The sequence below is a fragment of the Novosphingobium resinovorum genome, from assembly GCF_036352595.1.
Classification (GTDB): domain Bacteria; phylum Pseudomonadota; class Alphaproteobacteria; order Sphingomonadales; family Sphingomonadaceae; genus Novosphingobium; species Novosphingobium resinovorum_B.
Map to the genome: position 1 here is coordinate 1 of NZ_JAZFAX010000055.1, position 19,101 is coordinate 19,101.

Genomic DNA, 19,101 nt, shown 5'->3' on the forward strand with positions numbered 1-19,101 from the left:
CGGGCGCTCGTAAGGATACTCCGGCTCGCGGCCGATGACGGTGATGGTTCCCGCGAACCCGTTCTGGCGCAGGGCGAGCGCGCACTGCGCCCCGCCATGTCCCGCTCCCACGATGACGACGTCTGATTTTTTCATGGCTGGCAAATCAGGGGCAAAGCTCATCATAATAGGCCTTTTACCCGAATTTCGCCGTCACAGTCGCGTGGACCAATCCTGGTGCCGTCGCTTCGACATAAAGCAACTGCGACGTTTCATCGTACAACCACGTCGTTTCTTCACCAGCGAACTCGACAGAGAGATCCATCCCGAAATGAATGCGCGGGATGTAGATTTCTGTCGAGCCCATCGCTTCGGGAACGCTCTGCCAGCTGGCTGTGAACGTGCCGTTCGCCCAGTCGAAGCACTGGCCTTCGAGCATCCCGGCAACGCGGCGGACATAAGGGCGGCAGAAGCCCTTGATCGCGCGACCGCCCGAATCCGGGTCGGCGGGATCGTCCTGCTGATCGCGCGAGAAGATCGAGAGATCCTCCTGGTTCCAGCCGTCGCCGATCGCGAGGTCGTTGCGATTGGTCGCCGTGTAGTTCCACTGCGTCGCGTGGTAGCCCAGCGCGTCGAGCGCATCGTACATCAGCGACAGCGCGGTGACGTGCGGCGTCCACGGCGTTTCCGAACGGTCGCCCTCGGCCCAGGCCTTGTAGGCAGCGCCGTGTTCGAGATCGAAGGGAATGCCGAACTCGCCGATCAGCACCGGCGCGCCGCCCGAGCTGAACGTATCGGCCTGGCCGCGGAAACGGCCCAGTTCGGCGATGTAGCGCGTCCGGATCGGGTCGATGCCCGAGATTACCTCGTTGGTTACGAAGTCGAACGACTGCTCGGGATCGAAGCGCTTGGTGTAGATCACCGCGCCGTCGTACCAGTGCGAGGCATTGACCGAGCGTTCGGGCATCCCGGCCGGGAACGCCGCGCCCGAGAAGGCCGAATAGGGCTCCATCTCGGCGAATACCGCCCAGTCCTCGCGGTGCGCGCGCACGGTTCCGGCCACCGCGTGGAACAGCGCGGCGTAGGCATCCTCCTGCATGGTCAACTCGCGGCCCTGCCCGGTACTGGAGTGCACCGCGCAGAAGAAGTCTTCGCGCCCGGCGACGGCGGTGTCGCCGCGCATGGTGTAGGCGCCTGCGCGCTCGAACGGGCAGTCGCGGCCGTCCAGCCAGATCGAGACGCCATTGGGGTTCACCGTGTCGGTGCCGCCCACTTCCAGCTTGCCGCTGACCGCATCGCGCACGATGCGCGGCGCCTCGACAGGGATGCCGCGCGCGGCCAGCAGGTTGTCGAGCGGCGACATCGCCAGCCCGACGCGCGGGTTGACCGGACGCTCGGGCGTGACGGCGACGTGGCGGTACGACAACGGCTGGCCGATCCAGCCATGCACCGGCTCGTTCAGCGTGTCGAAGCCCAGCACACCCGGCATCGGCGCCAGCCTGCGCGCCACCTGCTCCATCGCGCCCAGGTAATGGCCCTGGAGGAAGTCCTGCACGTTGCGCCCGTCGATGTGGAAATCGGGGGTGAACAGGCGGCCGGTGAAGAACAGCGTCCACATGATGCCGGTCGGCGGCAGGCGGTGGTTGGCGCCCCAGCTCATCTGCGGATAGGCTTCCTGCCAGCCACCCAGCGCATAGTCGTACTTGTGCTGCATGACATGGGCGGCGCCCGCGGCGTTGAACTTCGTGAAATCGAGGCCGACCGCCTCGAACGTCCAGCCCGGCGCGCCGCTGCCGCCGGTCATCCGGCTCCAGACGTCCTCGTGGAAATCGAGCATCACGTAAAGGCCATGCGCCTCGGCGCGGCGGACGACTTCGGCGAGGTAGTCGAGGTAATCCTCGTCGTACTGGCCGGGGCCGGCATGCTCGACCGCTTCCCAGGTGGTCAGCAGGCGCACGACGTTGAAGCCCCAGTGCGCCAGCCGGCCGAGGTGCTCGTCGGCTTCGCCCAGCGGGAACGGGCGACCGATGAACGTGACGTCGCGGTGGTCGGAGAAGTCGCTGGGGTAGTTGGTGCCACCATAGGGATAAGGCAGCTTGCAGTCGCCGCCCAGATTGACCCCGCGCAGCATGACGCCGCGCCCGGAACTGTCGAGAAAACGGTCGCCGCTGACGACGATGGGATCGAGCTTCATGGTGCGGGAGCCTTGCAAGGGTTTGGGGCGGTCATGGTGCGCTTACGTGCGCTTGGGGTGCGTCTGTGTGCCGTTGAGTGCCGCTGTGCGCATCACATCCAGTCGACGGGAAGCTTGGCGCGCATCAGCCGGACTTGCGAATCGAACAGCATGCGGGCGACCTTGTCGTTCTCCATCAGCTTCTTCGCGGATGCCTTGCAGCGCTCTGCCACGCCTTCGGGAAGTGCGCGGTTGGGGCCCGGAATCTGGCCCGCGTGGCACTGCACTTCGGCGGCGCGCTGGGCGATCCACAGCAGCATGAACGTGCTGGCGATATCCCGCTCGCACACCGCGATGCCGTGGTTGCGCAGGACCAGCACATGGTTCTCGCCCAGGCTTTCGACCATGCGGTCGCGCTCGTCGGCGAACAGGGTGATGCCCTCGAATTCATGATAGCCGATGCGGCCGACAAGCTGGGCGCCGTAGAAGTTGTCGTGCGCGAAGCCCGCATCCTTCATCGCCACGGCCGAGATCGCCAGCGAGTGCGTATGCGCCACGCAGTTGACGTCATGGCGCTTGCTGTGGATCGCCCCGTGCAGCGCGAAGCCGGCGGGATTGGCGGGATAGGCCGAAGGCCGCGCCAGTTCGCCGTCGACGTTCACCGTCACCAGGTTGTCCGGGGTGATCTCGGAATAGTTGAGCCCGAACGGGTTGACGAGATAGCAGTCGGTCTCCGGCAGACGCGCGGAGATGTGGTTGAAGATCAGTTCGCTCCAGCCGAAGAACTCCACCAGATGGTAGAAATTCGCCAGATCCTTGCGCAGCTCCGCTTCACCGGCAACCCACTCGTCCATCACTTGCACTCCTGATCCAAGTCACTGCGGCGAAACGGCCTGGTCATGCGGCCCTTTCCGCCGGAAATATCCGGTCTTCTTTTTTCAATCCTCGGGGGCGATGACCACCCGCAAGGCGCCTTGTGCCTTGGCCAGGGCGACCTGGCAGGACAGGCGGCTGTTGGCGCGGCGATAGTCGCTGCTGTCGAGCAGGTCGTCCTCGTCCTCGTCGGCGGCGGGGAACGCATCGAACCCCTCCTCCAGGAAGACATGGCAGGTCGCGCACGAGCAGCTGCCGCCGCACATCGCCTGCAATTCGTCGAAGCCCGCCTCGCGGATCGCTTCCATCAGCGTCAGGCCGGCATCGGCCTCGATGTGCGTTTCGGCGCCCTCGCGGCCCACGATCGTCAGTTGCACCATGGTTATCGTCTACCCCTGTTGTCTCAACCGGCGATTACCGGGACGGTCAGGCAGTCGAGCCGCCCGTCGTCCCCGAAATCGGCGGTGCAGACCTGCCCCTTGGTCACCGCATGCACGCCGGTCAGCGCGCCTGTGGAAATGTACTGCCCCGCGCGCAGCGGACGGCCGAGCCGTGCCGCCGTCTCCAGCGCGAAAGCCACGGCGCCCCAGATACCGCCGGGCAACCGGGTGGCGTCGCCCTCGCCCGCGACGGTGCCCTCGATCGTGGTGCGCGCGCGCAAGTCCGCATCGGCACGCATCAGCCCGTCGGCGATCTCGGGCCCCAGGATCAGGCCGGCATTGTTGCCGAACCCGGCGATCGAGGCGAGCGGACCGAGTGCGTCGATCACCGCGAGCGGACTGCCGGCGATCTCGATGCCGATATACAGCGCCGAGACGGCCTGGCGCGCCTCGTCGGCGGTGCAGGTCACCTTGTCCGCCGGCTGGTCGCTGCCGACCACCGCGACGATCTCGACTTCCAGCGCGCCGAAGCCGCCGTCGAAGACCGGGAACAGGCTCGATACCGGCGGCGCGGCCTGTTGCACGGTGGCCGCGAAGATCGGCCCGAGGAAGCGATTGGCGCCATGCTCGGCTTCCAGCGCGCCGAGGATGCGGCCGACCTTCCAGCCGGCGACATTGTCGTCCCAGCCGCCGATCGCCGCCTGCTGGATGGCATAGGCCTCGTCCAGCGTAGGGGGCACCGTGCCGGGGAAGGCGGCCAGGCCCCTGCCCTCGCGGCGGGCGGCGATGAAGGCCTGCGCGGTGTCCTGCACCGTCATGCCGACAGCGCCTGCGGCATCGCGGCACCGCGCAGGGCGTGATAGCGCCGGCCGAAGTAGACCAGGCCTTCGTCCTCCTCGCCCAGCAGCAGTTGCTCGACGGAGCCGATGAACAGGCTGTGCGTGCCGACTTCGGTGACGCTGGCGACCGTGCAGGCGAACACCGCGAGCGCGCCGGTCAGGCCCGGCAATTCGCCGGTCATGTTGTGCCAGGGGCCGCAGCGGCCGAAGCGCTCGTCCATCGACAGGGTGGAGTCGGCGAAGCAGCGGGAGAACTCCTCCTGCCGGGCCGACAGCACGTTGACGGCGAAGCGCCCGTTGGCCTTGAGGATGCCGTTCATCCGCGCATTGCGGTTGACGCAGAGCAGCAGCGTGGCCGGGTCGTCGCTGACCGAGCAGACCGCCGAGGCGGTCATGCCGAAGCGGCCGTCGGCGCCATTGGTGGTGATCACGTTCACCGCCGCGCCGAGCCGCGCCATGGCCGAGCGGAAATCCTGGATGTCGATCATCTGTCCGTTACCGCATCAAAAGGCCGCCGTTGACGTCCCAGATGGCGCCATTGGCAAAAGCGGCCTCGGGCGAGGCCAGGTGAACGGCGGTCTCGGCGACGAAGTCGGGCGAGCCGAGATGACGCACGGGAATGCCGGCGATGATGCCTTCCAGCTTGTCGGCGGGCACCAGCGCGCGCACCGATGGCAGGTCGAGCGGGCCGGGCGCAATAGCGTTCACGGTGATCCCGAAAGGCGCCAGATCGCGCGCGAACACCTTGGTCAGGGTGATGATGCCGCCCTTGGACGCGGCATAGTGCGCGCCGGTGGCGGTGCCCCCGTTCTGCCCCGCCAGCGAGGCGATGTTGACGATCCGGCCGTGGCCGCGCTCCTTGAAGTAGCGGCCGAACACCTGGCAGGCGACGAAAGTGCCGCGCAGGTTGACGGTGATCACCTTGTCGAACTCGTCTGGCGAAATTTCCAGCACCGGGCGCACGATGGTAACGACGGCGTTGTTGACCAGCGCCTCGATCGAGCCCCAGCGCGCCACCAGCGTGTCGCGCGCGGCCTCGAAGGCGCCCTGATCGCGCACGTCGAGTTCGATGCCGATCGCCGTGGCGCCTGCGGGGTCAAGCGACTTGGCCACATCGGCAGCGCGGGCGCCGTCGATATCGGAGACGCCGACGTTGTAGCCGGCGCGGTGGAAGGCACCGGCGATCGCAGCGCCGAGGCCCTGCGATGCGCCGGTGACCAGGACCGTCCGTGAACTGGAGGAGGATTTGTTCACAGCAGGTACCCGATTCCGAATTGATAATCGTCCGCGTTGATCAGCTTGACGACCTTGCGGTCGATCAGCAGCCGTCCGTCGGCCTCGCGCACGATGCGGTATTCCATGTCGGCGGGCAGGAAGCGCATGTGCTGGTACTTGTACTCGGCCAGCATCTGCGCGGCGCGCAGGGTGATGGCATTGCCTTCGCGCGATACCTCGACGAAGCGCGAGACGGTGCGCACGGTGCGCGCCGGCGGCGCCGAGGACATCGAGAAGCCCGACAGCAGGCGCTTGGCCCGCGCTTCGCGCATGACCTTGTCGTCGAGCACGATGTTGAGCGCGTCGGCATAGTCGGCCGCATCGCGCTCGACCGGGATGATATATTCGCCGGTCTCGGTCCACAGTGCCAGCCAGGGCTTGTAGTCGAGCCGGTCGAGGATGTCGGCCTCGGTCCAGATGAAGGCGATCGCCTCGTCGAAGGTGGGGGCCTCGCAGGTCGGTGTGGTCACCTCGGGTTTCTCCTCTATCGCGACGCTCATGCCGTCATCATCCTCTTCCACTGCTGGTAGGCGGCGCGCATGCCGGTTTCGGCGCTGACGTCACCGGCGTTGTGGCCGATCTCGGCGACGCCTTCGGGCGCATCGACGCCGCGGTTGAGCATGATCCACAGGTCGTCGCCGGCACGGGCGCCGCGCTGGACACGCTCCCAGCCTTCGGCATCGTCGGGGGTGCCGAAGCCCATCGGGCCCTGGAAGTGTTCGTGCAGGCGAAGGCGCATGCGGTTGCCCGCCACCGGTCCGCCGTCCATGCCGATGGCGACGTGGGTGATCTCGGTCTCGTCGACGGCGACCGGGCGCAGCACCCGGAAGAACGCCATCGAACAGGCGACGTTGGGGAACAGGTTGAGGTTGAACCCCGAACCGCCCACCGCGCGCACCACGCGGCGCACCGTCGCATCGTCATGGCCTTCGTCGCGCAGTTCCTGCGCCAGTTCGGCGAAACGTTCGGGGATCGGTGCGTCGAGGTTGTCTTCCAGGTCGATCAGGTCGGGGATCATGACCATGACCGAGTGGCCATTGCCCAGGTCCTCGACCCAGCCACCCTGGCCCAGCACGTCGAACACGTCCTCGGTCTCGGCATCGAGGCTGTCGAGGAAGGTCTTGTGGACGATCGGGAAGTGGTAGGCGTCGGTCGTGTTTTCGAGCTGGATCTTCCAGTTGCCGGGGAAGCGGAACTTGTGTTCGCCCAGCGTCTTGATGCCGTAGCCGGCGTCCTGCTTCATGAACAGGTCGATCCACTTCTTCGCAGAGCCCAGGAAATCGGCCAGCGGCTCGATGTCCTGCTTGAAGGTCGCGAAGATCAGGCCGTTGTATTCCTCGGTCCGCAGCGAGACGAGGCTGAACTCGTCCTTGTCCAGTTCCTGCTCGTAACCCTTGGCGTGAGGCACCTTGCGAAGCGCGCCGTCCACGCCGTAGCTCCAGCCGTGGTACGGGCAGACGAACACGCTGGTCTTGCCCTTGCCCTTTTCGCACACGCTGGCGGCGCGGTGGCGGCAACGGTTCAGCAGGACGTGGACCTTCTGATCCTTGTCGCGCGTGACGATCACCGGCGTGCTGCCGACGTAGCTGGTCTTGAAGGTGTTCTTGGCCGGAACGTCGCTGGCGTGGGCGACCCACACCCAGGTGTTCTTGAAGATCCGCTCCATCTCCTCGTCGAAGATGGCAGCGTCCTTGTACAGCGCGGTGTGGACGCGGTCGTCCTTCACCAGGGATGCGAAATCGGTCATGGGTCTACGCCTTCCTGTTCAGTCCCGTCGGGCGCGGCGGCATCGGGCACCGAGATCGGCGCCTCGTCGTTCCACGGCCCGACATCGCGGGAGAAGATGTTTTCGGTGACGAAGCGGGCGATGCACCAGGCCTCACCCTCGCGCACGAAGTCGATGGTGATCGCCGCGCTGCGCAAGTCCGAGCGCCCGTCGTTGTAGGTCGATACCTGAAGCATCATCCAACTACCCCGCGCACTGCTCTCGCTCTGCACTTCGATGCTTTCGGAGGACAGGTAGTGCCCGTTCAGCGCAAAATGCGGTGGATCAGCATAAGCGGCCAGCATGCCGACGATGGCATCGCGCCCCTCGTGCCGCCCGAAGGCCTTGCGATAGCGTCCCCGGCCTTCCCACACCGCGTCGTCGGTGAACAGCGCGGCCAGGGCATCGAGCGGCGTGAGCGGGCCCAGCGTGTCGCACAGACGGAAATATTCCATCGCGACACGCCGGACCGCGCTCTCGGCTTCCATTAACGCGACCCGTCGGACAAGAGCAGCACAGTCCCCCTGCGGGATCATGCGGGGATGACCAGTTCCCGGCCGATACGGGCCTCGACGCGCATATACTTCCACAGCCGGTGCTCGCCGACCTCGATCGAGCGGAACAGGTTGCAGGCGGCGACGGCAGTGGCGCGATCGGGAACGTCGGCCAGGATGTAGAAGGTCCAGGGCCAGCCGTTGGGCGAAGTGCCGACCATGGTTTCATCGTCGTCCATCGTACCCAGCACGGAAACACCCGGCAGGTCGCGGATGCCCTTGAGCATTTCGCCGGTGGCGGCCCAGACCTTGCCGATATCGGCGGCGGGCAGGTCGAAGAAATTCTGCAGCACGGCGGCGCAGAACAGGACGCGAAGGGGCTTGGTAGGGGTATCGGTCATCGGGATGTCTCCGCAAGGGTTCGCGTCAGGGAAAGCCGGGGCCGGTGGGCAGGCCGAGCAGCACCTTGCCCGCATTCTGCCAGGTGCCGTCGGACAGGAAGGCGTGCTGCGCCACGACGCCGGCGTCCTGCATGTGCATGGCGAGCGGGTGGTTGGCGTAGATGCCGGTGGTGCCGGAAAGGCGATAGGCCAGCGCAGCCACGTCGGCGCCGGTGCGGGCCACATGGGTGGAGGCCAGGCGCAGCAGCGCGGTCTGTTCGGTGGTGACGGGATCGCCGGCGGCAAGCGTCGCCCAGGCCGATTCCGTCGCTTCGTAGAAGAACGCCCGCGCCGAGCGTAGCGCCGCCTCGCCCTTGGCGATGTCGTTCTGGACATAGGCGCGGTCGGCCAGGACCGGCGCGCCGGTGATCGAGGCACGGCCCCCGGCCATCGCGGTGATCTCGTCCAGCGCGGCGCGGGCCACGCCGATGCCCACCACGGCCAGCACCTGCGCGGCGAAGGCCATCGAGGGGTACTGGTACAGCGGCGAGTCCAGCGTCGACTTGCCGCCGCGCACGAAAGTCCAGTCCTCCGGCACGACCACGCCGTCGACAACCAGGTCGTGGCTGCCGGTGCCGCGCAGGCCGATCACGTCCCAATTGGGCTCGATCGTCACCTTGTCAGCCGGCATCACCGCCATGCGCGGCAGCCCTGCATCATCCGCGCCTTCGACCTTGACGCCGACGCCGATCAGCGAGGCGCCGGTGGAGCCGCTGCCGAACTTCCAGCGGCCGGACACCTTCACGCCGCCTTCGACGCGCTGGGCGGGCTGGGGCGGGAACAGGGCCCCGGCAAAGACTACGTCAGGCCCATTCGCATAGACCTGCTCCAGGGTCTGTACGGGCAAAGAGGCCAGGTACATGCACGAGACGCCGAAGCTGGCCACCCAGCCCAGCGACCCGTCGGCGCGAGACAGCCGCTCGACCAGTTCGAGGAATGCCATCGGCGTGGATTCGTCACCGCCGTACTGGCGCGCAACCAGGGCGCGGTAGACGCCCACACGGCGCAGTTCCTCGACGACATCGGCGGGAAGCTGGCCGTCCCGACGGAACTCCTCGCGGCGAGCGCCGAGGCGGGCGATCATAGCTTCGCTGACGATGTGGCCGACCGGCGAAACTGCTTCCTTGTCACGTTCGAGCGGGACGATGATCATTCGGGGTTCCTTGTCGGCATGGGAATCGCCTCGCTGCGAGCGAGCGGATCGGAAAGGGCGCGAGCCGCCCCGCACAAGCGGGCATCGTCGCCGTGGCGTGCGACCAGCTGCATCGCGCAAGGCCGCCCCGAAGGTGCCTGCAGCGGCAGCGAGATCGCCGGATGGCCGGAAAGGTTGAACGGACGCACCAGCGCGGACAGGCGCAGCACGGCGGCCGGATCGCCCAGGTTCGCCAGTTCGGGCGGGAACGCCGGCAGCGTCGGCATCGCCAGAACGTCGTATTCTTCGAGCGCGCGATCGACGGCGGCGGAGAAGGCTCTGCGCACACCCTCGGCCCATGCCACGCGCTCGGCGCTCGCCACGTCAGGGGCGGCGCGCAGCCGCGCTTCCACGTCGGCGCCCAGCAGCCCAGTTTCGATCAGGTGCCCATAGGATGCGTAAGCCTCAGCAGCCATGAGCACGACACCGGCCTGAAAGGCATCTTCCATCCGGTAGAGCGGCACGCGGTCGCCGTGAGACCCGGCAGCCTCGAGCGCCGCATCCACCGCTTCGGTAATCTCAGGCTCGGCGGCAACAGCGACGATGCCCACGCGCACCGCGGCGGGCGCGGGCGACACCACATAGGCGGGGTCGATCAACGCCATCGCCTGATCGACGAGATCGAGCGACGATGCGAAGACGCCTACGCAGTCCTGCGAGGAATTCTGCGGGTGGACCCCTTCCCTGCTCACGCGCCCGAAGGTCGGCTTCAAACCGATGACACCGCAGCACGCGGCGGGAAGCCGGATCGAGCCGCCAGTGTCGGAACCCAGCGCGATGTCCACCAGTCCGGCGGCAACGGCGGCGGCCGAGCCGCTCGATGAACCACCGGCGATCAGGCCGGGATAACGCGGGTTCTCGACCGTGCCGGTCCAGCCGTTGATGCCGGTCATGCCGTAGGCCAGTTCGTGCATCGTGGTCTTGCCGAGGATGCGGCAGCCGCCATTCACCAACGCCTTGACGACGGCCGCATCCGCTGCCGCTGGAGCGGCCTGCGCAAATGCCCGCGAACCGCATGTCGTGCGCCGTCCGGCTATATCGATGCAGTCCTTGACACCGACCGTCAGGCCCGTGCCGTTGCCCGCGTCACTGGCGGGATAGCGCTCTGCGAAGATGGGATTGTCGATGTTCATGACGAGTCTCATAGATTATTTATTGCGTGAATTGTCAACCAAATTCTCACATATTTACGTTGAACTCGCGCAAGCGAAGGGATAGCGGAATTGCAGACGGCCAAGCCGCATGCAGGAGTGACGATAACGATGCCCGCGGGCCCCCAGAACGAAGCAGACGACGCCGACGCGTTCCAGATGGAGCGCTGGCCATTCTACTGGCTCACGCGGTTTACAGGCAGCTACCTGCATCGCATCGAGCTGGGCCTGAAGAACATCGGCCTCGACGTGCCTCGCTGGCGCGTTTTGATGAGCCTGCGCGGACGCGAAGTCCTGAGCGTGAGCGAGATCGCCGACCATGCGATCGTAAAGCTGCCGACGATGACCAAGATCATCCAGCGCATGCAGGCCGACGGCCTCGTCGTATCGCAGCAGAGCGCCGCCGACGGGCGCGTCACCGAAGTGCGCCTTACCCCGGCCGGACGCGAAGCGGGCGAACAGGCCTGGGCCGTGGCCAATCGCATTTACCGCCGTGCGTTCGAAGACGTCGGACAAGAGGAGATCGCGGCGCTGAACCAGCTGCTCCAGCGGATGACCGCGAACCTCGCAGACTGAACCACTGCGCATAAAAAAGGGAGGATCGCTTGCGCGACCCTCCCAGTGCCGTTGGGTCTCTTGCGCCCGCACCTGCCCGAAAGCAGCGCAGCAGGCAGGTCACCCAGGGGAGAGTGGTCCTCTCCCCCACCCTGATCCGATTACATCTCCGCCTTGAAACCAATGCGGAAGTAGCGGCCCATCACGTCGTACAGCGTGGTGTTGGTGCCGATGTGGCCATAACCGTTGCCGGTGGTGCTGGGCGCGACCGGCGGGGCCTGGTTGAACAGGTTCTCGACTGCCATGAAGAAGTGCTTCTTGCCGTCGTCGCCGATCGCGAAGTCCAGGTTGAGGTCGGTGTAGAACACCGAGTCCACGTGATTGTTCGCAAGCTGCGCCGAAGTGTAGGCGTTGCTCACGCGGCCCGCGCTGATGAAGCGCTCCTGCAGGCCGAGGGTGAAGGCATCCTTCGTGTACTGCAGAGAGGTGCTCGCACGCCAGGCCGGGGTCGCATACGTCACGTCGCCACCGTAGTCGCCCACATACTCGTACTTGCCCGTGAAGGCGCTGGTGATCGAGTGCTCGAACACATGGGTGCCCAGGGCGCGAAGCATGAGTTCGCCGCCCAGTGCTTCGGTGCGGTAGCTCAGATCGATGTCGAGGCCGCGTACGCGCTCTTCGTTGGCGTTGACGCCCGGGGTGATGATCTGGGTGATCAGGCCGTCGGTGCCGCGCGTGATGAGACCGCAGTACAGCGTGTTTCCGGCCTGGCACCCATCGACCACCTGCTGCTGGGTCGGCGTGGTGATCGCATCCTTGATGGCGATGTCGTAGTAATCGACCGATGCCGCGAAGCCCGGCAGGAACGAGGGCTGGAAGACGATGCCGCCGGCCCAGGTCGTGGCGATTTCCGGCTGGAGGTCGAGGTTGCCCTTGACCACGCGGAGCGTCGAATAGGTGGTCGACGTGGTCGGATCGTTGACCGTGATCGAAACCGAGGTTCCGCCCTGGTACAGGTCGTTGAAGTTGGGCGCCCGGATATCGCGCGAACGGGTGCCGCGCAGCTTGACCGAGTCGTTGATTTCCCAGGTCAAGCCGGCCTTCCACGTCACCACGGTGCCGCTGGTGCTGTAGTCGGTGACACGCGCCGCGCCGCTGAACTCCAGCGATTTGACAAAGGGCTTGTCATTGAGCAGCGGCACCACCGTTTCGAGGTAGCCTTCCTTGATGTTGTAGCCGCCCGAGCTGGCCTTGTAGTTGCCCAGCCAGAAACCGCTCGCCTGCGAGATCGCATCGGCATCGGCCGAGAAGGTCTCGCGGCGCCACTCGACACCGGCGGCGATGCTCACCGGGCCGGCCCAGGTTGAGAACGGCTCGCCCTGGATGTTGGCCGAGGCGACCTGCTCGTGAATGCGGGTGTGCTGCACGGCGGTGCCGGTCACGTAGTCGCGCGCCGCGTCGGAGATCGCGTTGCCGCCGAAAGTGTTGATGGGTACGCAACCGTTGCCGGGGTTGGTGAGCGTCGAGCGGCAGACGATGTTGCCGGTGCCGTCATCGACCGCGTCGATTGCCAACAGGTAGTTGGCGATGATGGTGTTGTTGCGCACCTCGTTGGTGATCTTGGAGAGACCGTCCTGGTAATAGGCGTTCCAGGTCCAGCCGCTGCCCAGATCGCCCTCGACACCGCCGACCCAGCGCGTCACCTTGCGGTCAGCATAGACCTGCGCCGCGCCGATCGAGGCGTTCGTCGTGCCCATGGTAAAACCGGACGTGATAGAATCGGGCATATAGGCGTTGTCGGCAGCGATGGCGACGTTGCCGAAGCGGAAATACGGAACCGATTCGATGTTCGTCTTGCTGCGCGCGTAGCTGAATTCGCCGAACAGCTTGATGCTGTCGGTCAGTTCGTAGCTGGCGTGCGAGAAGACGCTATAGTTCTCCTGATCCGGCTGCAGCTGGATGTTCTCGGCGAAGTCGTTGGACGTGCCACCGACCGAGAGCAGGCCCGAGGCATAGCCGTAGTCGAACTGGGACGTCGTGCCGTCGGCGTTGAACATCGTGCCCTTCAGCGAACCGGAGGTGATCAGGCCGCCGGGAGCGGCAGTAGCCAGGCCGACGTTCTTGGCGACGATGTACTGCGGCGCCGTCCCGCCCGCGACATAGGCCGGGTTGGTGATCAGCTTGCTGCCGTTGTACCACGACCGCGAAGAGGCGTTATCGACGCTGCCGATCTTGGTGTAGGAGCCCGAGACGACGATGTGGCCGCGGCCGTCGGCAAAGCCGGTGCCCCACGAAAGATCGCCTTTCCTCTCGGCGCCGTCGCCTTCCTGCGAGATACCGGCCTGGATCGAGCCCTTGAGGCCTTCGTATTCCTCGTCGAGGACAAAGTTCACGACGCCCGCGACCGCGTCGGAACCATAGGCCGCCGAAGCGCCGCCGGTGACCACGTCCACGCGCTTGAGGAGCGCCGTGGGGAGCAGGTTGATGTCGACGGCACCGTTGGCGGCCGAAGCGACGACGCGGCGGCCGCTGAGCAGCACCAGCGAGCGCGGTGCGCCAAGGTTGCGCAGGTTGAGCAGGTTGGCGCCGCCGGTGCCGATGGCGCTGTTGTTGACGGTGCGCGGCGTGGTCGAGCCCGAAAGCGCAGGAAGGCGGTTCACGGCGTCAGCGACGTTTGCCGGCGCGGTCTTGAGCAGATCGTCCGCGGTGATGATAGTGGTCGGCGTCGGCGAAGTGTAGCCGTCACGCTGGACACGACTGCCGGTGACGACGATGTCTCCCGCCGGCTGCGAGGCTCCTTCGGCTTCCTGCGCGAATGAAGTGGCGGAAGCGCCCAGCGAAAGAGCTACGGCGCTGACGCCGAGAGCAAGGCGAAGCATACGCTGCTGGCCGACGTGCTGGTGTACCTGTTGATTCATGAAAACCCCCATTTGCAACCCTGTGAGCGACCATTTCATGCGGTCGTTTTGTCCTCGACGTGAAAAAAGTTACATCATTAGCGTGAATGTTCAAGTGATATTTTGAGCTTATGCGCGACACACAAATGGCCCGAAATGCCGATGATGAGGTGCCGTGCCGGTTAGGCACAAGTGGTGGATTTGCTTATGCATTTCGCTGGAAGCCGAGTAGCGCCCGACCGAGCGTTCGCATCGTGGTATTCATCGTGCCAGCCTTTACGAGAGCCGGGCGCCATGAAAAATCGCCGATACATTTCAACGATTCGCCTAAGCCTCGCGCGCGGCTCGCGGCTACGAGCAGAAGCCCTCCAATCGACGGCAAGCTCGCGACATTCCATATCATATTCACTTGAATTTTCATTTTTGTTACGTCAGGATTGGCTGGCGTTACGCATTGCCTTTGCTGTGGATGAACCAATGGCCGATTCTCCGACCCCGCACGTGAATGCGGGCCCGTTCAGGACCTTGCGCAAGGGGCAAGTCTCCGAAGTGCGCTTTCTTGAGATCGGTGCGGCGCACCATATCACGATCGGGTGTTTCGACAGGCTCGTCGAAGCGCCCAACTGGCTTCCTGAGCGCGAGCAGTTGATCGTCAATGGCTCAGGTGCCCTGCACCGCCTTTGCCTCGATGATGACACGCAGCTCGACGAGATCGCCTGTGCCGGCATCACCGACGTCAACAACGACCATGTCCTTTCTCCCGATGGCAACGATATCTATATCTCTGCCGCTGGCTGCATATACGCGCTTCCTCTGGAAGGTGGCATACCCCGCCGCATATCGCCGGAAAGCCATCTCGCATTCTATCTTCACGGCGTGTCGCCAGATGGATCGACACTGGCGTGCACGACGAAGAACGTACGCGATCCGCATGCTTCGTGGGGTCTCCATACGTTCCTTGCGGCTGGCGGCCCGGCTAGCGCGCTGATCGTGTCCGACATTCCCGTGGACGGGCCTGAATGGACGCCCGACGGCGAGTGGATCTGGTTCAATGCCGAGATCGAGGCCGACCGACCTGGCCATGCCCGCCTGTTCCGCATACGACCCGACGGATCGCAACGGGAACGCATGACGCACGGTGACCGGGTGGACTGGTTCCCCCACCCCAGTCCCGACGGGCAGTGGATCGCCTATCTGAGCTATCCGCCCGAAACATTGGGGCACCCCGCCGACATGCCGGTCGAAATCCGCCTCATCCCCGCCTCCGGGGGCGAACCGGTGACGCTTGCCTCCTTTAACGGCGGCCAAGGCAGCCTCAACGTCAACAGTTGGGCGGCGGACAGCAGGCGATTCGCCTATGTCGCCTACCCGGATGCGGACTTATCCTCAGCGAAGGCGCAAACGCGATGACAGCAGAAGCAACAGCAGCGACCATTCCCGCAGCGCCGGCTCCGCTTTCGCTGGGCCGCAAGCTCAGCCTGGCGGTCGGCGATTTCGGCATGAACCTGTACTGGCAGAGCATCACCTACTTCCTGCTCTACTTCTACACCGACGTCGTCGGGCTGAGCGTCGGGGTGGCGGGCACCATCTACATGGCGGCATCGATCTTCGACGGCTGCATCGACCCCCTGTTCGGCGCCCTGATCGAGCGGACCAACACCCGCTGGGGCAAGTATCGCCCGTGGCTGGTTGCCGGAGCGGCGCCGCTCGCGCTTTCGTTCATGCTGATCTACTGGTCGCCGTCTGCCAGCGGCACGGTGCTCGTCGTCGTCGTTACCGCCGCGCACCTCATGTTCCGCATGTGCTACACCAGCGTCGCGGTGCCGATGGCCTCGCTCGTCGCAAGGGTCACCCGCGACAGCGGCGAACGCGCCAGCTTGACCGGCTATCGCATGCTGTTCGCCGCCGCCGGGTCGATGACCGTGGCGCTGGGGACGAGACCGCTCACCGCCATGCTCGGCAGCACCGAGGCGATCGGCTTCCTGTGGGTCGCGGTGCTGTCCGGCATCCTCGCTTCGGCGATCTTCCTGTTCGTGGCTGCGCGCGTGATCGAGCCGCAGGAAAGCGCGGCGCAAGTCGGCATGCCCGCCCCCAGCGCAGCGCAGCGCTGGCGCGCGACGTTCGCGAACCGCGCATTCTGCACACTGGTGGTCGGCCTGCTGGGCGCACAGCTGGCGATCACCGTCATCAGCAAGTCGTTGATCTACTACTTCAAGTACGTCGTGAAGGACGTCGATGCCAGCAGCCCTGCGCTTACCATCGTCACCTCGTCCGCCTTCGTGCTCGTGCCCTTCTGGTCGTGGCTGGCGCGCAGGCGCGGCAAGCGCGAGGTCTGGCTGACCGGTGCGGGCATCGCCTTCGCGACGCTGTGCCTGTTCCTCGCCGTACGGCCGACCGGCGCGACCGCAGCAACCGCGTTTTACATCGTCATGCAGATCGCGGTGGTCGCGATGATCGTCTCCTACTGGTCGCTGCTGCCCGACACCGTCGAGTTCGGCGAACTGGCCAGCGGCTGGCGCATGGAGGCGTTCCTCGTCGGCCTGTTCATGTTCTTCCAGAAGATGGGTCTCGGCCTTGCCGCCGGCGCGCTTGGCTGGGCCCTGTCGCTCGCAGGCGTCGAGAACATGGAGACCGGCGCGGCGAAAATGGCGGCGATGCTGCCCATCGTCATTGCGGTGCTGGCCGGGGCAGGCGTCGCGCTCAGCGGCATCGCCACGTATCTCTCGCCGATGAAGCGCGGGGTTCACGAGGACATCTGCGACCAGTTGGCCGCACGCGAACGGGCCGCCGGCTGACACCAGCGATCGAAGGATAATCGAGATGACGCAATCATCGACGCAAGCGCCGATCCGCACCGGCCTGATCGGGCTGGGTGCCGCCGGACGCATGATGCACGTACCGCTGATCGACGCTACGGAAGGCATCGAACTGGCGGCCGTCTGCACCAGCCGGCCCGACCTTGCTGAGCAGATCGCCCCCACGGCGCGCCATCATGCCACGCCTGCAGCGCTGATGGCGGATCGCGAAATCGACCTGGTCGTGATCGCCACCCCCAACGACAGCCACGCCGAACTCGCCCGTGCTGCGATCCTTGGCGGCAAGCACGTGCTGGTCGAAAAGCCCTTCTGCCTCGACCGCGCCGAGGCAGCCGCACTGCTGCGCCTCGCCGACGAACATGACCGCGTGGTCTGCGTGTTCCAGAACCGCCGCTTCGACAGCGATTTCCTGACCGTGCGCCACGCCATCGCCGACGGCCATTGCGGACAGGTGCGATCGTTCGAGAGCCGCATGGAGCGTTTCAAGCCAATCATCGCACCCGGCTGGTCCGCCCCGGTGGAGCCGGGAGCGGGCGGCTGGTACGACTTCGGCGCCCACTTGGTAGACCAGGCCGTGGAATTGTTCGGCCGGCCCCTGCACGTGACCGCGCGCTTCGCCAGCCTGCGCGACGAAACCGCTGCGGACGACTGGGGCCAAGCGATCCTGGGCTATGCCCGCCACGAAGTCGTGCTGCACTATTCGCTGACTGCGCGCGGCGCCTCTCCCAGCTTCGTGGTCCACGGCTCACAGGCAAGCCTGTTCAAGCACGGCGACGATCCGCAGGGCATGCAGATGATGCAGGGCCTCGCCCCCGGCGCGCCCGGCTGGGGGGTCGACAGCGATCCCTTGCTGCGCATAGCGCTCGGGGCCGAGGCCGAGGCGATCCCAGCCTTGCCAGGCGACTACGGGCGCTTCTATGGCGCAGTGGCGGCGGCCATCCGAGGCGATGGCGTCAATCCCACGCCGCCCGGGCAGATCCTCGACGTGCTGGCGGTGCTCGAAGCAGGCGTCCGCTCCGCCAAGGAGGGCATCGCGATTTTACTGCCCCTCACCACGGAACCGCCCACATGACGACCAGCCCCGACCGGATCGCCGCCATCGACGCCGAAGAAGCGGCCTTGGCCCTGACCCGTTTCACCAACGATGACGCGTGGTGGCTCGGCACGCGGCTGCGCGAAATGGCGCTGGAGCGCGATGCGAGCGTAGCGATCGTGATCCGGCGCGGCGCAGCAACGCTGTTCCAGGCCGTGCTTGACGGGGCGACGGCGGACAATGTCGCTTGGGCATTGCGAAAGCTGGCGGTCGTCACGCATTTCGAGCGCAGCAGCTATGCCACCGCTCTCCACATGCGCGCACGCGGGGCAACTTTCGAGCGCTATGGCCTGGACGACAAGGCCTATGCCTGCGCGGGCGGAGCAGTGCCGATCCGCATATCCGGCGTCGGCATGGTGGGCGGGGCCGCGGTAAGCGGCCTGCCGGAGGAGCAGGACCACGCGCTGGTCGTTGCAGTGCTGCGCGAACTGGTCTGGAATCGAAGCGAGCGGTAATGCGTCGCAATCAGGCCTCTCGATCTTGCGGAGCAGTTGCCCATGATCTTCGCCGTCACGGAACGTTGAGGTGCCAGCCTATACGCCCTGAGTTTGCTTATCTCTATGAAGGCGACCATGAGTACGCCCCGCGACAGCCGTCTTCCCCGTTACGAGCGTATCCGCGACAGCATCGCGGCACGGATCGCGGCGGGTGAATGGCAGGCGGGGCACTGCATGTCGTCCGAAGCAGACCTCGCAGCGACATACAAAGTAGCCCTGGGCACCGTTCGTCGCGCGATCGACAAGCTGGTGAGCGGCGGCCTCGTCGAGCGTGTCCATGGCAAAGGGATATTCGTCAGGCGCGCGGAATTCAGGAATTCGCTGTTTCGCTTCTTTCGTCGCGGTATGGTCGCCGATCGGCCGCTCATTCCATCAGCCCGCATCCGTTCGCAAGAAATAATCGATCCTCCGAAACAAGTACGTCAGAATCTGGCGCCGGCTTCCCAAGAAAAGACTGTGCGTCTGCTGCGGCTTCGAACAGGAGAAGGGCGCACCCCGCTGCGAGAAGAAATCTGGCTGCCGGCACGCACCTTCGCCGGGATCATCGACCTTGATCTAGCACTACTTTGGCAGAATTGTGATTTTCGGGATTCCCTGCAGGGGAAATGCGTGATTCATAGGGAGCCAGCTTTGATGGAGGCTGGCGATGGAAGAGGATTGGCAGCGGGATCTCGAGCATTGG

20 protein-coding genes are annotated in these 19,101 nt (G+C 65.6%); 6 read left to right on the forward strand and 14 right to left on the reverse strand.

All coding sequences use genetic code 11. From position 1 onward, the window contains the following. The 13 genes from V2S85_RS25160 to V2S85_RS25220 form a co-directional block, all read right to left on the reverse strand. A partial coding sequence (locus V2S85_RS25160) for an FAD-dependent oxidoreductase (protein ID WP_330705554.1) occupies window positions 1-135 on the reverse strand: 135 nt, incomplete at its 3' end. A 40-nt stretch (window positions 136-175) separates the two neighbouring features. Continuing rightward, window positions 176-2,173 carry a cellulase family glycosylhydrolase gene (locus V2S85_RS25165; RefSeq protein WP_330705535.1) on the reverse strand — a complete coding sequence of 666 codons (1,998 nt, stop codon included), beginning with the start codon at window positions 2,171-2,173 and terminating at the stop codon, window positions 176-178. A 92-nt stretch (window positions 2,174-2,265) separates the two neighbouring features. Further along, window positions 2,266-3,006, reverse strand: coding sequence for a class II aldolase/adducin family protein (locus V2S85_RS25170; protein ID WP_330705536.1), 741 nt, complete (start codon window positions 3,004-3,006; stop codon window positions 2,266-2,268). A gap of 84 nt (window positions 3,007-3,090) precedes the next feature. Continuing rightward, window positions 3,091-3,405 (reverse strand): 2Fe-2S iron-sulfur cluster-binding protein, encoded by a 315-nt coding sequence (locus tag V2S85_RS25175; RefSeq protein WP_330705537.1) that lies wholly within the window; start codon window positions 3,403-3,405, stop codon window positions 3,091-3,093. Between the two features lie 23 nt (window positions 3,406-3,428). Next, complete coding sequence (locus tag V2S85_RS25180) at window positions 3,429-4,223, reverse strand: 2-keto-4-pentenoate hydratase (protein WP_330705538.1); 795 nt, start codon at window positions 4,221-4,223, stop codon at window positions 3,429-3,431. Next, window positions 4,220-4,732 carry a flavin reductase gene (locus V2S85_RS25185; protein ID WP_330705539.1) on the reverse strand — a complete coding sequence of 171 codons (513 nt, stop codon included), beginning with the start codon at window positions 4,730-4,732 and terminating at the stop codon, window positions 4,220-4,222. Before V2S85_RS25185 ends, V2S85_RS25180 begins: the two co-directional genes overlap by 4 nt. A 7-nt stretch (window positions 4,733-4,739) precedes the next feature. Further along, window positions 4,740-5,498 carry an SDR family NAD(P)-dependent oxidoreductase gene (locus V2S85_RS25190; protein WP_330705540.1) on the reverse strand — a complete coding sequence of 253 codons (759 nt, stop codon included), beginning with the start codon at window positions 5,496-5,498 and terminating at the stop codon, window positions 4,740-4,742. Further along, window positions 5,495-6,019 carry an aromatic-ring-hydroxylating dioxygenase subunit beta gene (locus V2S85_RS25195; RefSeq protein WP_330705541.1) on the reverse strand — a complete coding sequence of 175 codons (525 nt, stop codon included), beginning with the start codon at window positions 6,017-6,019 and terminating at the stop codon, window positions 5,495-5,497. The genes V2S85_RS25190 and V2S85_RS25195 overlap by 4 nt, the downstream gene beginning before the upstream one ends. Beyond that, on the reverse strand, window positions 6,016-7,266 hold the full coding sequence (locus tag V2S85_RS25200) for an aromatic ring-hydroxylating dioxygenase subunit alpha (protein ID WP_330705542.1): 1,251 nt from the start codon (window positions 7,264-7,266) through the stop codon (window positions 6,016-6,018). The genes V2S85_RS25195 and V2S85_RS25200 overlap by 4 nt, the downstream gene beginning before the upstream one ends. Beyond that, entirely contained in the window at window positions 7,263-7,820 is a 558-nt protein-coding gene (locus tag V2S85_RS25205; protein ID WP_330705543.1) for a nuclear transport factor 2 family protein, read from the reverse strand. The genes V2S85_RS25200 and V2S85_RS25205 overlap by 4 nt, the downstream gene beginning before the upstream one ends. Then, window positions 7,817-8,179: a hypothetical protein gene (locus V2S85_RS25210; RefSeq protein WP_330705544.1), complete on the reverse strand. Its 363-nt coding sequence runs from the start codon at window positions 8,177-8,179 to the stop codon at window positions 7,817-7,819. The genes V2S85_RS25205 and V2S85_RS25210 overlap by 4 nt, the downstream gene beginning before the upstream one ends. Window positions 8,180-8,204: 25 nt before the next feature. Continuing rightward, entirely contained in the window at window positions 8,205-9,371 is a 1,167-nt protein-coding gene (locus V2S85_RS25215) for an acyl-CoA dehydrogenase family protein (RefSeq protein WP_330705545.1), read from the reverse strand. Then, entirely contained in the window at window positions 9,368-10,543 is a 1,176-nt protein-coding gene (locus V2S85_RS25220) for an amidase (protein WP_330705546.1), read from the reverse strand. Before V2S85_RS25220 ends, V2S85_RS25215 begins: the two co-directional genes overlap by 4 nt. Before the next feature lie 129 nt (window positions 10,544-10,672). On the opposite strand from V2S85_RS25220, the gene V2S85_RS25225 reads away from it, so the two are divergent. Then, a complete protein-coding gene (locus V2S85_RS25225) occupies window positions 10,673-11,137 on the forward strand; it encodes a MarR family winged helix-turn-helix transcriptional regulator (RefSeq protein WP_330705547.1) in 465 nt (154 codons plus the stop codon). A 140-nt stretch (window positions 11,138-11,277) separates the two neighbouring features. Here the strand turns inward: V2S85_RS25225 and V2S85_RS25230 are convergent, their stop codons facing one another. After that, entirely contained in the window at window positions 11,278-14,034 is a 2,757-nt protein-coding gene (locus V2S85_RS25230; protein WP_330705548.1) for a TonB-dependent receptor plug domain-containing protein, read from the reverse strand. A 273-nt stretch (window positions 14,035-14,307) separates the two neighbouring features. Between V2S85_RS25230 and V2S85_RS25235 the strand changes: the two genes are divergently transcribed. The 5 genes from V2S85_RS25235 to V2S85_RS25255 all read left to right on the forward strand — a co-directional run. Continuing rightward, on the forward strand, window positions 14,308-15,423 hold the full coding sequence (locus V2S85_RS25235) for a hypothetical protein (RefSeq protein WP_330705549.1): 1,116 nt from the start codon (window positions 14,308-14,310) through the stop codon (window positions 15,421-15,423). Then, window positions 15,420-16,808, forward strand: coding sequence for a glycoside-pentoside-hexuronide (GPH):cation symporter (locus tag V2S85_RS25240; RefSeq protein WP_330705550.1), 1,389 nt, complete (start codon window positions 15,420-15,422; stop codon window positions 16,806-16,808). Before V2S85_RS25235 ends, V2S85_RS25240 begins: the two co-directional genes overlap by 4 nt. Window positions 16,809-16,833: 25 nt before the next feature. Continuing rightward, on the forward strand, window positions 16,834-17,901 hold the full coding sequence (locus V2S85_RS25245; protein ID WP_330705551.1) for a Gfo/Idh/MocA family oxidoreductase: 1,068 nt from the start codon (window positions 16,834-16,836) through the stop codon (window positions 17,899-17,901). Further along, entirely contained in the window at window positions 17,898-18,377 is a 480-nt protein-coding gene (locus V2S85_RS25250; protein WP_330705552.1) for a heme-degrading domain-containing protein, read from the forward strand. Before V2S85_RS25245 ends, V2S85_RS25250 begins: the two co-directional genes overlap by 4 nt. A 117-nt stretch (window positions 18,378-18,494) precedes the next feature. Next, on the forward strand, window positions 18,495-19,101 hold a 607-nt coding region (locus V2S85_RS25255), incomplete at its 3' end, for a GntR family transcriptional regulator (RefSeq protein WP_330705553.1).